The sequence below is a fragment of the Secundilactobacillus mixtipabuli genome (assembly GCF_002217925.1).
Lineage (GTDB): Bacteria > Bacillota > Bacilli > Lactobacillales > Lactobacillaceae > Secundilactobacillus > Secundilactobacillus mixtipabuli.
In genome coordinates, this window is record NZ_BCMF01000002.1 from 22,748 (window position 1) to 37,603 (window position 14,856).

At 42.9% G+C, this 14,856-nt stretch carries 13 protein-coding genes and 1 other annotated feature; of the genes, 2 read left to right on the forward strand and 11 right to left on the reverse strand.

What is annotated here, in order from left to right; translation table 11 throughout:
* Nucleotides 1-17: 17 nt before the first annotated feature.
* The 6 genes from mltG to IWT5_RS01525 all read right to left on the reverse strand — a co-directional run bounded on the left by mltG (nt 18) and on the right by IWT5_RS01525 (nt 6,943).
* Entirely contained in the window at nt 18-1,148 is a 1,131-nt protein-coding gene (gene mltG, locus IWT5_RS01500) for an endolytic transglycosylase MltG (RefSeq protein WP_439959072.1), read from the reverse strand.
* A gap of 245 nt (nt 1,149-1,393) precedes the next feature.
* Entirely contained in the window at nt 1,394-3,808 is a 2,415-nt protein-coding gene (pheT, locus tag IWT5_RS01505; RefSeq protein ID WP_089108193.1) for a phenylalanine--tRNA ligase subunit beta, read from the reverse strand.
* Nucleotides 3,809-3,817: 9 nt separating this feature from the next.
* Nucleotides 3,818-4,864, reverse strand: coding sequence for a phenylalanine--tRNA ligase subunit alpha (gene pheS / locus IWT5_RS01510; protein ID WP_089108194.1), 1,047 nt, complete (start codon nt 4,862-4,864; stop codon nt 3,818-3,820).
* 43 nt (nt 4,865-4,907) lie between these two features.
* Nucleotides 4,908-5,127: a binding site (T-box leader), on the reverse strand.
* A gap of 21 nt (nt 5,128-5,148) precedes the next feature.
* Nucleotides 5,149-5,532: a winged helix-turn-helix transcriptional regulator gene (locus tag IWT5_RS01515; protein ID WP_089108195.1), complete on the reverse strand. Its 384-nt coding sequence runs from the start codon at nt 5,530-5,532 to the stop codon at nt 5,149-5,151.
* A 25-nt stretch (nt 5,533-5,557) separates the two neighbouring features.
* Nucleotides 5,558-6,073: an HD domain-containing protein gene (locus IWT5_RS01520; protein ID WP_089108196.1), complete on the reverse strand. Its 516-nt coding sequence runs from the start codon at nt 6,071-6,073 to the stop codon at nt 5,558-5,560.
* A gap of 93 nt (nt 6,074-6,166) precedes the next feature.
* Nucleotides 6,167-6,943 carry a TrmH family RNA methyltransferase gene (locus IWT5_RS01525; protein WP_089108418.1) on the reverse strand — a complete coding sequence of 259 codons (777 nt, stop codon included), beginning with the start codon at nt 6,941-6,943 and terminating at the stop codon, nt 6,167-6,169.
* 68 nt (nt 6,944-7,011) lie between these two features.
* Between IWT5_RS01525 and IWT5_RS01530 the strand changes: the two genes are divergently transcribed.
* Nucleotides 7,012-7,284 (forward strand): acylphosphatase, encoded by a 273-nt coding sequence (locus IWT5_RS01530; protein WP_089108197.1) that lies wholly within the window; start codon nt 7,012-7,014, stop codon nt 7,282-7,284.
* 106 nt (nt 7,285-7,390) lie between these two features.
* Nucleotides 7,391-8,323, forward strand: coding sequence for a membrane protein insertase YidC (gene yidC, locus IWT5_RS01535; RefSeq protein WP_089108198.1), 933 nt, complete (start codon nt 7,391-7,393; stop codon nt 8,321-8,323).
* A gap of 125 nt (nt 8,324-8,448) precedes the next feature.
* Here yidC and IWT5_RS01540 read toward each other — a convergent pair whose 3' ends face one another.
* From IWT5_RS01540 to IWT5_RS01560, 5 genes are all read right to left on the reverse strand, one after another.
* Nucleotides 8,449-9,369, reverse strand: a complete 921-nt coding sequence (locus IWT5_RS01540) for a zinc ribbon domain-containing protein (protein WP_089108199.1) — start codon at nt 9,367-9,369, stop codon at nt 8,449-8,451.
* Nucleotides 9,370-9,557: 188 nt separating this feature from the next.
* Nucleotides 9,558-10,787, reverse strand: coding sequence for an acyltransferase family protein (locus IWT5_RS01545; protein ID WP_089108200.1), 1,230 nt, complete (start codon nt 10,785-10,787; stop codon nt 9,558-9,560).
* A gap of 61 nt (nt 10,788-10,848) precedes the next feature.
* A complete protein-coding gene (locus IWT5_RS01550; protein WP_089108201.1) occupies nt 10,849-12,033 on the reverse strand; it encodes an alpha/beta hydrolase in 1,185 nt (394 codons plus the stop codon).
* 165 nt (nt 12,034-12,198) lie between these two features.
* Complete coding sequence (locus tag IWT5_RS01555) at nt 12,199-13,902, reverse strand: HAMP domain-containing sensor histidine kinase (protein WP_089108202.1); 1,704 nt, start codon at nt 13,900-13,902, stop codon at nt 12,199-12,201.
* Nucleotides 13,899-14,585: a response regulator transcription factor gene (locus IWT5_RS01560; protein WP_054655009.1), complete on the reverse strand. Its 687-nt coding sequence runs from the start codon at nt 14,583-14,585 to the stop codon at nt 13,899-13,901. Before IWT5_RS01560 ends, IWT5_RS01555 begins: the two co-directional genes overlap by 4 nt.
* Nucleotides 14,586-14,856: the final 271 nt, after the last annotated feature.

Sequence of the window (14,856 nt, forward strand, 5' to 3'; positions counted from 1 at the left end):
CCTTCAATATAAAATTACTAATTATTAACCTTTGATAACGACGCAACACGTTGATTATGTTCACTCAACGTCTTTGAAAAATAAATCTTGCCCGTTTTAGTATTAGCTACGAAGTAAAGGTAGCCCTTACTCCGATCAGACGGATTCAAAACCGCTTGAATGGCCGACATACTCGGGTTGTTGAATGGCCCAGGCCCGTACCCTGAGAACTTGTAAAGGTTGTACGGTGAATCGGACTGCAGGTCCTTTACGGAAAGGTGCTGCTTATGATGACCAATCGCATATTCAACAGCCACATCAGATTGAAGCGGCATACCCTGGTCGATTCGATTAAAGAAGACACCAGAAATTTGACGCCGGTATGATTGGCTAACACCTTCTCGTTCAACCAGTGACGCAAGTGTCATCACCTGCTGAACGGTCAGTTTTTGTTTCTTGATTTTTTTATAGTAAGGCGACAATTCTTCGTTGGTATGTGCCACCATTTGGTTAACTAACCCTTTAAGGGACATCTTTTTATTCACAGTGTAAGTCGCTGGATATAGATAGCCTTCCAGGTGATAACGGACACCCTTAGATGTCATTGAGGAGGATAACAGCTCTGGATACTGCTTAGCCAACGTCTTCATATACCCTTTATTCTTCATCAAACTCAAGAATTCTGATTGACTGAAGTCGGTTGTCGACGAGATTTTCTTCGCAATATCCGCAATCCCAGCGCCCTCTTGAACTAAAACTTTACCCTTAGTACTTTGAATCGGCTCACTCGTACCGCCTTGCTGCAAGCGTTTAGCTACCTGATTTAAGGTCATTGATGCTTTCAACTGGTAATAACCCGCTCTAAAATTAGTATAGTTATGCGATTTAACAAAATAGTTGAAAACGGAGCCGTTTTTCACGATTTTTTTATCCTGCAGAATCGAGCCAATCTGCTTACTTGAGGCTCCCATCGGGATATCCACCTGGACAACTTCCTGACTCTTAGGATTCAGCGGTTTAAGTGCTGAATGGAAGTAGTTGTAGAAAACGACACCACTAATAATCAGCAATAATGCTAACACGCTGACGACACCTGTAATGATTTTTTGTCCGGTCGACATTTTTTTCTTCCCCGGCTGAGTGGAAGTGGGCTGCTTGTCGTTATCCAAAGTATTTCCTCCGTTCCGTTCTTTCAATATCTGCACTATTATACAAGATTTTAAGTGTCAATGCAGTAAAAATCTGATGAACTTAACAATTTTGAAAGACATCGCAATTTGATTTCAAAGCAAAAAACGTTAGAACAGCTCTTATGGTACGTTCTAGCGTTTTTTGAATAGGCATTTATGGTACGGGATAATGTGGAAGGCCTCAATCAGTGGGTTGATACTCACCATCAAATGGCCTTAACTCATTATCTAATTTCTGCTCCCAATTCACTGGTAAGCGTTTTTTGAACCTTTTCGAAAGCTTGGTTAACTTCATCATCAGTCAACGTTGCATTCGGGTTTTGATAAGTTAAGGTATAGGCTAACGACTGTTTGCCATTTGGTAAATTCTTACCATCATAGATATCAAACAGCTCAACCGACTTCAAGTAGGCCCCACCCTTTTTCTGAATCTGGGCCAAAACCTGCGCGTTAGTCACTGTCTTGTCAATTAACAAAGCAACATCACGAGTAATAACCGGGTATTTAGAAATTGGTTCGAATTGATCCATATCCTTTGGCATTTCAATCAAAGCATCCAAATCTAATTCAAAGACATAGGTTTGGTTGATTTTGTATGCTTCAGCAATTGTTGGGTGAACTTGGCCGATAAAGCCAACGTAATGACCGTGAATCATGATATCGGCAGTCCGACCTGGGTGCATTTCAGGATAACGATCCGTAGCAACGAATGTCACATCACCCTTAATCGCTAAGTTCTCTAGGTACTTTTCAACGATTCCCTTCAGTTGATAGAAGTCAATACTGTTGTTCTTGGCATTCTTCAGCGGGTCAACAACCAGCTGACCACTGACCGCACCAGCAATGTGTTCATGCTCGCTTGGCCGAACTTGGTCGGCTGAATCTTTGTAGAAGACCCGACCTTGTTCATACAGTGCCACATCTTTGACCCGCCGTGCATTATTATAAGCGACATCATCCAGTAAACCGCTGATTAAATTCATCCGCAAAGTGGTGTGATCAGCCGTCATTGGCCAGCTCAAATGGGTCTCTGAACTTTCACGCATCATAAATTGATTGGCTTTATCTTCAGTCGTTAATGCATAGGAAATAGCTTGGTTCAGACCTAATGACTCAAGGACATGACGCGAGTCACGAATCAGCTTTTGCTTTTCTGTTAAGGCCCCTACCGTGGTTGGACCACTTGGTAAGGTTGAAGGAATCTCATCATAACCGTAAATGCGGGCAACTTCTTCAAGCAGGTCAGCGGTAATATGAATGTCCCAACGCGTTGAAGGGACGCTGACCGTATAAGTTTCACCAGCCAGTTTCACGCCAAAGCCTAACCGCTTGAAAATATCGGTGACTTGGTCAAGGCTTAAATCAGTGCCCAAGACGTGGTTAATGCGCGAAAGGGTGACGTTAACAATTTCATCTTTGACATCGTAACTAGCACCCGTAACAATACCCTTTAAAATATCACCACCCGCAAGTTCATGCATCATTTGTGCAGCTGCATCAACGGCTTCTTCAACACCGCCGCGATCCACACCACGTTCGAAATGTTGTGAGGCACTCGTATGCAAGTTGTGGCGTTGCGCCGTTTTCCGAATCAATGTTGGTGTGAAAACAGCTGATTCAATGGCAACTGTCGTCGTCTGATCATCAATTTCAGAATTGAGACCACCCATAACACCGGCTAAAGCAATCGGCTTTTGATCATCGGCAATCACAATGTCTTTTTCGTTTAATTCATGTTCTTCCTCATCCAAGGTGGTCAGCTTTTCGCCCTTTTGAGCGTAACGGGCATGAATCGTTGAACCAGATACCTTGCCATAATCAAAAGCATGTAAGGGTTGACCGTACTTCAATAAAATATAGTTGGTCACATCGACCACGTTGTTGATTGGTCGAACACCGGCGTTCCATAATTTAATTTGCAGCCAACGGGGACTTGGCTGAATTTTGACGTTTTCAACGATCCGCATTTTATAAATCGGTGCTAGGTCTTTATTAGCATCAATCGACACTTTGCCAGCTGCAGGTGTCGCAACTTCTTCGACCTTAGGATGATTTAGTTTTGGTGTTTGATCATAGATAGCACCCAAGTCGCGAGCAACACCGTAAATACTCAACATGTCACCACGGTTAGGCGTCACGTCAACGTCAATCAAGTAGTCATCCATACCTAGATATGGGAATACGGGTTCACCGACTTTCGCATCATCTGCTAAGAAGTAAATACCATCTGCCCATTCCTTAGGCACAACGTCTTTTTCAAAACCAATTTCGTCAAGGGCACAGATCATCCCATTAGAGGTGACGCCGCGCATTTTGGAGCGCTTGATCTTGACGTTGCCGCCAATTCGTGAACCTGGCAAAGCCACGATGACTTTCTTGCCGGACTGAACGTTAGGCGCACCGCAGACGATTTGTGAAAGTTCGTCTTCGCCAACATCGACTTGACAAACTTTTAAATGGTCTGAATCTGGATGAGGTGCCAGCGACTTGATTTCACCAACCACAATTTTTTTCATGCCATCGCTAGGTCGCGTGACGGAATCAACTTCGACTGATGAACGTTCGATTTTTTCTGCCAAATCTTTTGGTGAAACTTGAATGTCTAAATATTCTTGTAACCAACTGTAAGAAGTTTTCATTTTAGCTGATTATCCTTTCTTTGAGAATTGGGTGAGGAACCGAACATCGTTTAAGTAGAAGTTCCGAATATCATCCACACCATACTTCAACATCGCAAACCGATCAGGACCAAGTCCGAAGGCAAAACCACCGTAAACTTCAGAGTCTACGCCAGCCATTTCAAGCACGTTCGGGTGCACCATACCAGCACCTAAAACTTCGATCCAGCCAGTATATTTGCAGACGGCACAGCCTTTTCCACCACAGTTAAAGCAGGTAATATCTGCTTCAACAGAAGGTTCCGTGAACGGGAAATAACTTGGGCGTAAACGAATATTAAAACGGTTGCCGAAAAGTTCGTGGGCAATCAGCTCCAAAGTTCCCTTCAAATCTGCCATTGTAATGTGCTTGTCAATAACGATACCTTCCACTTGATGGAATTGGTGAGAGTGGGTTGGATCATCAGTATCACGCCGATAAACCACCCCGGGTGAAATCATCTTTAACGGACCCTTGCTAAAGTCGTGTTTTTCCAAGGTTCTGGCTTGCATTGGCGACGTTTGTGTCCGCATTAAAATCTCTTTAGTAATGTAGAACGTGTCCTGCATGTCCCGTGCCGGATGATCCTTTGGTAGATTCATCATCTCAAAGTTGTACTTATCTTCTTCAACCTCTGGCCCAGATAAGACCTGATAACCCATCCCAATGAACAGGTCTTCAATTTGGTCAACGATTTGTTGGATAACGTGTGGCTGTCCCTGTGCTACGGGCTTGCCTGGAAGTGTGACGTCAATCTTTTCGCTGGCCAACTGCTTATTAAGCATGGCCTTTTTCAACTCATCGCGACGTGTTTCAATGGCACTTTGCAGTTCGTCTCTGACGGTGTTAGCGAATTGACCAAAGGTTGGCCGCTCGTCGGCAGGTAAATCACGCATACCCCGAAGTGCCTGCGTAATTGGTCCCTTTTTACCTAATAGTTCTACCCGCAGTGAATCTAATTTTTTTAGATCAACAACGTCTTTGATGTCTTGTTTCCGTTCTTGCCGGATCTTCTCCAGCTGGTCTCTCAGTGTCATGTCTGACCCTCCTTAACAAAATAAAAAAACTCCGTCCCCAAAATAAAGGGACGAAGCTTTCGCGGTACCACCCTTGTTTACTTAAATAAAGTACACTCGGTAATTTAATAACGGTCAATTAACCGGAAGATTTTTTGTTACAACTGTAACGCCCAACCTCTGCTTAGAAAGTGAATTCATTCTTAACAAACCGCAAACTCCCACCAAACGTTTGCTTCTCTGTGATTGCTTCAGAATTACTAATCTTTCGTCATTGCATTTGTTCAATTTACACAATCACTAGTTTACAGCGGTTGGTGACATTGGTCAACCTTAGGTGCAGTTTGTTTATCACACCATTTTTCTGACCAGCCATGAACTGATCGCATCACATCTGCTAAATCTTGACCCTTTTCAGTCAGTGAATATTCAATCAGTGCTGAACTCTTGTAGGTCTTACGCATAACGATGCCATCATTTTCTAACTCTTTCAGGCGCTCAACTAACACCCGGTCAGAACACTTGCTGACCTTATTAGCGATGTCTTTAAAACGTTGAGGTCCGAGATTTAATAATACGTCAATTATAAGCCCATTCCATTTTTTTCCTAAAATTGAAAACGTCCACTCAAACTTCGGACAAAGTTCGAATTGAGTAGCGTCAATGGTCTTGTCAACGACTTGATCCATGTAAACACCCCTAATCTAGTCCAGCTTACTTGTCTAATAAATTTAATACGCGGTCAATATTACGTTTCCGCCAAGCCATCACGCGCTTTCTCATCGGTGATAAGAACTCGACAACGGCTTCCTTATCATCAACTAAGCTCACAATCACACTCTCGCGATACTTAGGTAGTGCGGCAGTCGCACCCCACATGTGCTTAAGGATGATATCCTTTTCCATGGGGCTAAGTTCAGTTAGTTTTTCTGCGTTTCGTAAAGCCACCCGTGGGTGAATGAAGGCGTGCGAGCCTAAGTTAAACTTAGTTGTCCGCCAGTCATAATAGAATAAATCGTGCAGCAATCCTGCCCGCGCCGTAGCACGAACGTTTAAATGGTGTTTTTTGGCAATTAAATAGCTATCATAAGAAACGGAGATTGAATGATCTAACCGATTGGAGTGATGGTGCTGGGTGTAGTTAGCCAGTTTTTGGACTTCTGGCTTAGCCAGCAGATCACCGACTAAAGCAACGTATTCTGTGTCTTGGCGCCAATCATTTCGTGTCATACAACGCTTCCTTTACTTTTTGTAAGTTACTCTGAATAAACTATACTTAATGTAACATCATATTGCAAGCAAAATACTCTAAAGTCAAGGCTTTTATGCCAATTTTTGATTCAGTTTAAACATCAGTATACCCGCGGCAACCGCAACGTTCAGTGATTCTGCTTGACCCTTAATCGGAATGTACAAATTAGTCGTGGTTTGACCCATCAGCTTTTCAGACATTCCCTGACCTTCATTGCCTAAAATCAGGCCGAACTCTGATTGAGGTGTCACCGTGTTATAATCTTCGGCGTTTTCATCCAATGCGGAACCATAAACCGGAATATTCCGCTCTTTCAAAGCTTTGACCCAATCCTCAAGGTTTGCTTCAACCAATTGAATATGGAACTGACTGCCCTGCATTGCTCGGACAACTTTGGGTGTAAAGCGGCTGGATGTCCCACTACCAAAAACAACGCCTCTGAAACCGGCTGCATCCGCTGTCCGAACCATTGTGCCAATATTGCCAGGATCTTGAATCCGGTCTAATAATAACCAAGCGCCGGTAGCTGTTTCAGGATCCACCTGTTCAGTGGCTAGGATATCTAATACGGCAAAAATCCCCTGCGGTGTCACCGTGTCAGACAGTTTTTTGGCAATTTCATCCGTAATCTCAAACGTCTCCACATTACTTGGCAGCTGGTGTTCATGGAGGTTTAATTGTTCAGCCGTTGCGATAATTTGAACAACAGGTTGTTCAGCGGTAATTGCATCGCCAACAATATGCCAGCCTTCTACCAAATACTGGTGAAATTTTTGGTGGCCTTTTTTAGTGGTTAAATGTTGCCATTTCTTGACTTTAGCGTTTTGTGTTGATGTAATTTCTTCGATCATGTACTGCCTCTTCTTTCGAATTTTTGATACCATGGTACATAATATCACGATTAGGGAGTGTAATGATGAAATCTGTCATAATTTCAATTCACGGGCGGGTGCAAGGTGTCGGCTTTCGCTGGACAACTGCCCGTTTAGCCAACCGGCTGCACGTGGTTGGCTGGGTCAGAAACGAGCGGGATGGTTCTGTCACCGTTCGAGCTCAAGCAGAAGATGCTAGCTTAAGCGCCTTTATACAGGCTTTAAAACAATCGCCAACACCGTATGCCAAAGTAAGCAAAGTTACGGTTGATAGTAAAAAAATTGAACACTTTGAAAAATTTGCTATTACTGATTGAAAAAGCCCTTCATATCAAGTAGTATTTATCATGTTGTCATCTTTAGAAAACTTCGCTACTATATTATAATTATGAATTTGTTTAGAAGGGAATTGAATTAAAGTAAATGAAATCAAAAAAACCTTTACAACTAGGACTTGCGGTAGCTGTTCTGCTGCCACTGCTAAGCGGCTGTGTTCAGCGTACCAAGAGCGGTAAACCTTACGGACTGGTGTATGATTACCTTGCCGTTCCAGGACAGCACGTTATGGAATGGTTAGCCAACATGCTGGGCCATTCTTACGGCTGGGCCATTATCGTCGTTACAGTGGTGGTTCGGATGGTCTTGCTACCTGTGATGGTGCGTCAATTACGTAACTCAACGGTGCAGCAAGAAAAAATTTCAGCTATCAAACCACAAATGACTGAAATTCAAAAACGGCAAAAAGCTGCCACAACAACTGAAGAAAAGAACGCGATTGGTCAAGAAATGATGCAGCTTTACAGTCAAAATGGGATTAGTATGACTGGTGGTATCGGCTGTTTACCATTGCTGATCCAAATGCCAATTTTCGCAGCCTTATACGCTGCCATTCAGTACTCACCAGAATTATCATCGTCCACCTTTATGGGCATACCACTGGGGAAATCTTCAATCCTACTAGCCGTTTTGTCATTCTTGGCGTATCTGCTTCAGGGATATCTTTCAATGATCGGCATGCCTGCTGACCAACGTAAAGCCATGCGTATGACGATGGTGGTTAGTCCCGTCATGATCCTGTTCTTCACGATCTCGACTTCCGCTGGTTTAGGACTGTACTTCTTCATTGGTGGGATTTTTGCTTGTGTCCAAACGCTGATTATTAATTTATACCGGCCACGGATTCGTCGTGAAATCGAAGCTGAAATGAAAAAGAACCCGCCTAAGATTGTGAAACCAAAACCAGTTGTTGCTGCTGAAACAGCACCAACATCATCACAATCACCCGTTCAACCAAGTACCGCGTCACAAGACAACCGTAACCGGAATCGTAATGCCGGTAAGCAGCGTCATCATTAAATTCAGAAATGATGATACAAACTTGGTAGATTCCAAAATTTAATACACAAAAACCGTATTCCGTTTTTTCGGAATACGGTTTTTTATGTTATTAATAAGAAACAAAATGCAGTTTATATCATGCTTTAAACCATTCTTTGCGGAGTGAAACTATTTTTGATAATCCCCAACGCATAGAAAATTGCTGCTAGCCACGGTAAAAATGGTATTACAACCGCTCCAATTGAACTAACCAACGAGCCAATTGTCGTTGCCGTGGTGGCATTTTGATACATGGTTATCGCAAATAGAATCGTTAATACAGCGGTCACAATCCCCCACCGCTTTAATTGATGACCACCAAATGCATGATGAGTTAATGCTTTTACGGTACCACCAAGGACCATTGCCGTGGCGATCCCGAGAACGCCTAAACAAATAAAATAGGCGTCCGCAGTGAATCCCAACCCAGTCTGATTAAAGATTTGACTGCTGTCAATTCCCCGTTTATTGAGCATTTGCTTGGTAATCAAATAGCCAAGTAAGCTGGGAATAATCAGGACACTCCCCACCTGGAATTCACCATTTGAGTGAAACCGAAAACGACGGGGCTTGGCGGAATCACTGTATTGAACCTGTGAAGTCGCCCGTTCAGCTTGTCTAGGTTCTGACTGACTAGCCGGTTGTTCCACCCTTTGCTGTCTTGAATTGAAAAATGACTGTTTGCCGCTAAGCAACGGGTAACAATAAGCAATCACGATAAAAACGCCGAAGATTTCCCAGCGCCACTCATTCAATATTAAAGTCGCTGCGTAAGCCACCAGAATCAACCAGCCATTGGCCAAGGTGAATCTGCCAACTTGTTTAAGGTGAGATAAACTCGGAATGAGCCGCTGTTGCCAACTGTTAGTCATTCTCTTGGACCGACGTAGTTGCGCGTCATCATTGTGAGCTAAACGGGACGCTGACTGGGTCATATTGTCGCCCAATTTAAACCCGCAGTCTGGGCAGAAAGCCGAATCTGCCGGAATGATATGACCGCACTGCGGACAAGTCATAGTTGCCATTAATCCCACTCCAATCTAAACTGTTAATCTACTCATACTATACAGACGTTGCGGCTCAGTAGATAGGAAATTGAGAAAAATTAAAGGAATTGAAAGAGTCGTCACTTAATCTGAATAACCTTGTGTGCCAATTAAAAAAGCAAAAACAGATTCTCAGTTCCAGAATCGGTTTTTGCCTAAACTACAGATTATAACTTGTTACTTTCCTGCTTCTTAATCAGTAGAGTGCCCTTCAAACGGGCCAGCTGCGCATTTATCAGCTCACCGCAATTAAAGTGTCTAAAGCCGACACCAATTAGGAGTGGCACCAACGTAGCGATGCCTACCTGTAACCAAAACGATTCGGTTAATTGCAATCGGCTAATAATATCCAGGATCAGTTTGTGCATATACATAATGATCAAAGTGTGTTTGCCCGTCACCTGCAAAATTCTGGCAACGAATCGAAGTGGCCAAAAAAGAACTGTCGCAGATGACAAACTCAATTTTAGCGGATAAGCAATCATTTTGCTGAGGCCAAAAACGGTAAAACAGCACAGAATTGGAATAATGCCCACCATCAACGCCAATTGAGAATGACTAACAATAACGTTGTGATAAATGCCTGAAAATTGGTGACTGCGCATGAAAAGACCGAAGGAAAAATTCAGTTCCTTCCGTTGAATAAATAGCCAGCCAACTGCAGCTGCTGATGGCAAAAAGATCACCCATTTGGTTAGATAATGCTGACCGAAGTAGAATAAATTGTAACCAATCAGCATATACGCCATGACTAAAACAGCGACGTCCATATCCCACGGAGCCGTCACAACACCAAAGAATTTAAAGGCTGTGATCTGAGTATAGCTTGTCGACCAATAGATAAAGTACGCGGCAATTAGTAACTGTAACGTCTTGAATTTAACCACACTAATAATGACCGTCGTGCCAATAATACCCAAAATGTAAGTTTCCGGGTACCAAAATATCGTTGTGTAATGTGCTAAGGTCTGACCCCCGTAGAAAAGATCCAAGAAGTAGATTGCACTATATGTAATGGATTTATTATGGATAAACTTATAGGCAATAATCAATAGAATTCCGGCCACAAAATAGCTCCGCAGTACGGGACTGACCCTTTTTTTGAAAAAAGCGATCACCTTTTGAATATCCCTTAAATCGATTGGCCGCACGAAAAAACCGGCAATCAAAAAGAATAGTGGCATGTGCCACCAGTAAAGAAAATCATACCAGTACCGATTCTCCCGAACATGCAAAATGTAGCCCGGCATGTTATGGCCGCAAACCACCGCAATCATGCCGATTCCCTTGGCAATATCTAACCAGGTCAGCCGTTTTCGTTTCGGCTGAGTAGCTGACTGATCACTCGCCTGATTAGCTGACAAATACTGATGTTCCTGTTTCGAAGATAATACCATAACGAAATCCACCACCATTTATATCGCTTACCAAAAATGGTTAAGCGCCACTATTTGATTACTACTTTAATAAAAATACTTTGATTAATTGGTTCACTTTTAAATTATTAAAATGTAACAGTGTGTGTTGTGCCTTCGGACCGGTAACCTGTTTTTCCTGATACTCGACTTTAACACCGCTAGTTTTGACTAAGTAGCCTAATGAACGCGCACTGGTCGTTGCCACCAGCCCATCGCTATCAGAGCCATCTTTCAAATTGCCGTAAATATTTAAAATCTCTAACCCCTTTGGTAAACGATGGCTGTATCGCAGCAAATGCTGATATTCAGGATGTTCAATTTGGGGACGGCCGTTTTTACCTAACGCATTAGCACCCGCCTCATCATCCCATAACTGGCCGACTTTAGAATCTGGGCTCGGTTGATCCGGTTTCTGTTTATTCATGATACCGTCAAACGGACCGGCAATCGTGACCACACGATGCGGCTGAATCTGGTCAGTGGGTTTGAGATGCGTTTCAAAATAATCGATCCAGGCGTATGAACCCATTGAGTGACCAATAGCATCGTAGCTTTTGATATGATATCGGCGATTAAGTTTGGGCATAATTTTAGCCAGCATCGCACTATAATAAATTTCACCCGCTCGATTATTGGCAATTTCGATGGGAATAATCATTTTATGAGTAGCAGTTGGCTGATACTTACCAATCAGATGCACGTGGCTCTTTTTATCCACGTAAACTATTAACTGCTGCTTTACCAAGTGTGTTTGGGTTAAGCTGGCAATCAGATATTTTTCTGATTTATAGGAACCGCCAAAACCATGAAGCAACAAAATTGGCCGTTTGGGATCCTTCACAGTAACATGAGATGAGCCATGGGCTTTTTGTTTGGTCCCAGATGCCCCTTTATTTTCGTGTTCCAAGCTACGAATGGCTTGAGCTAATTGGCGCTGGACGTTTACGCCCTTTAAATGCAGCTGGTACTGCTTATACCCATGGATCCCTAACCAAGTGAGTAAAGAGAGCAACAAAAGGATGAGTAAAACCTGTTTCTTCAGGAAACGGCCGGTTTTTCTGATGCGAGCCCGCCATCGTTGTCCACGTGCGTGTGACTCATTTTTAACCGGATTTGTTGCTGAGCTTTGCGCTTCAGCCAGCTGTAATTGATAACCGCAATTTGGGCAGGAACTAGAACTTGCCGGAATCAATTTGCCACAATTTGGGCAAGTAATCGTTGCCATTTATTTCACTCCGATCTATTCATTACATAATAGATATGCTACCACTATATAACGCCCTTGTGTAGGGCATTCACCGGGGTAAATTAAATCTGACTGCAAGCAAAAACGGATTCCCTTTAATTTCGGAAATCCGTTTTGGTATTCAGCTAAATAATCCCTTTAAATTTATGGTTCAGGTTTTTCGTCATCGGACTGATTCGACGTCGGCTGTTCTGAATCCGAGTGATCACTAGCCCGATAGACACCCGGTATACCGGTTGTTTTGCTTGATTCATCATTGGTTGGATTGGCACCAAGATTCGTAGCTAACGGATCAGTAACCGTCCGTTCTTCCTCGTCTTCTTCCTTAGCATGATCCAACTGAATCTTAATATCTTCTGAAATAAGTGGCAGTTCAATTTGGAAAACCGAGCCGTAGCCCAAAGCGCTCTCAATACTGATTCTACCGTGATAAGCCTCAATCAGCCGTTTAGCGATTGAAAGGCCTAAGCCGTTGCCTCCCTTATTGCGGCTACGAGCTTTATCCACCCGGTAAAAACGGTTAAAGACTCGCCGCCGGTTTTCTTCGGAAAGCCCTTCACCGAAGTCTTGAACGGCAATTTGAGCAACGTGTCCGCTAGACGACAAGGACAAGTGAACTTCCTTGCGGTTAACTGAGTATTTAACGGCGTTGTCCAGCAAAATAATGAGAACTTGTTCGAGATGATTTCGATAAATCTGAGAGTAAGCATGATGCTTAACATCATCATCCAAAATGAACGTAAAGTCTGGATGAATCATCTTGAAATCATTAAAGACCTGATTAACCACTTCTTTAATGTCAGAAGTTTCGTGATTCATCGTCACTTGAATCTGTTCAGCTCGGGTGAGGTCAAGCATTTCAGTGACTAAGCTCTGCATTCGTTTAGTTTCCTGCATGGCCGCCGAAAGCGATTCGTTCAAGACCTCAGGATCATCTTTCCCCCAACGCTGCAGCATTTCAATGTGGCCTTGAATAACCGCAACTGGTGTCCGTAATTCGTGAGAGACATCCCCCACGAATTGCTGCTGTTGATCAATATAGCGTTGCATCTGATCCAGCATGTCATTAAACAGTTCACTCAAGTCAGCTAGTTCGTCGTTACGACGAGTTAATGGCACCCGCTCATCAGACTTCGGATCTGATCGAACAGACCGCATTGTTTTATTCAAATCAATAATGGGCCGTAATAATAAGTCAGCCAGGCAATAACTAAAGATAGAAGCTACAAAAACGGCTGAGATCACGAGCACAATAAAGATCAATGAGAATCGGTTACGAGCAGCCTTATACTCCGTCATGGCATTGGCAACTTGGACGTAGCCGAGAAGCCGATGGCCATTTTGCGCATAGATTGGCGAACGCCCAACAAGGCCATCAAATTTACCCGTTTTTTCCATTTTCATTTCCCGTTTATTAGACAATTGACTATTATCAACTGGCGTATTACGAGAGGCAAAAATCTTTTTTCGCTGGGCATTATAAACGGTCACACCCGTACTATCACGAGATAGATCAGTAATAACCGAATTTTGATAGATGTTGGTCTTTTCGGAAACTGAACCATTAGGTTGATTCAAACTTGGCTGTAAGGCTTCGTATACGCTAGCAGCAGTAAAATGCCCCTGTAAATTGTCAACGCGACTAATCACGGTATCTAGCGTACTGCTAACATGATTTTTTTCCTGCTGAAGCAAAACACCTGACAAGCCTTGAAACATCAGCACCGAAAAAACGACAAAGATAAGAAAGACGCCGGTTGCACTACCCAGCGCCCACTTCCACTTCATCGAAAGACGATGCCGTTTTTTTAAGGTTGTTTCATTCCCGATGTTATCTGTTTCACTCATGAACGCATCACGTACCCAGTACCGCGAACTGTTTGAATATAACTCTTTTCACCTGGGCGATCGATCTTGTTACGTAAATAACGTACATAAACATCGACCACGTTGGTTTCAACTTCAGACTCGTAACCCCAAACCTTGTTTAACAAAACGTCACGAGCAAGCACAACGTTGACGTTTTCCATTAAGGTCAAAAGCAGTTCATATTCGCGCTTAGTCAGATTAATGACTTCATCGCCACGTCGAACGACCCGGTTCTCCTTTTCAATCGTAAGATCCTTATAGGTAACCGTTGTCTGCTTGAAGTCTTTTTGTTCACTCTCGATGTGAATCCGACGAAGCAATGCACGAACCCGAGCCAATAGTTCTTCAATTGCAAATGGCTTAACGATGTAATCATCGGCACCATGGTCAAAACCAGAAACGCGGTCGATAACTGAATCACGGGCTGTCATCATAATGATCGGTGTACTCTTCACTTCGCGAATACGGCGAGCCACGTCAATACCGTTAAGTTCAGGCAACATCAAGTCTAGCAGGATGACATCAAAATCTTCAGCTAAAGCAGCATCCAAGCCAGTACGGCCGTTAAATTGAACTTCAGTATCATAGCCTTCATGCTTCAGTTCTAGCTCCACAAAGCGGGCTAAATTCTTTTCATCTTCAATAATTAAAATTCGACTCATTTTTAACGAACTCCTCTTACTTATAATTTTCGTATTTTCGTTCAAATAACTTCTGATACACCGCTAATAGTGTACCATACTGTCAATCAAATTACTTTTCCATCTTACTATATAAATTAAAATTTGGCGAATCTTCTTAGATGGCCTGAAAATAATTATCATTTTCAATAATTAGTGAAAAAATATTTTTCAAATATTTTGCTGATATTTTATGACAAGTTCCTCGTTTGACTGTATTGTAAGCGATTTCAGGTTTTATTCAAATTTTGAA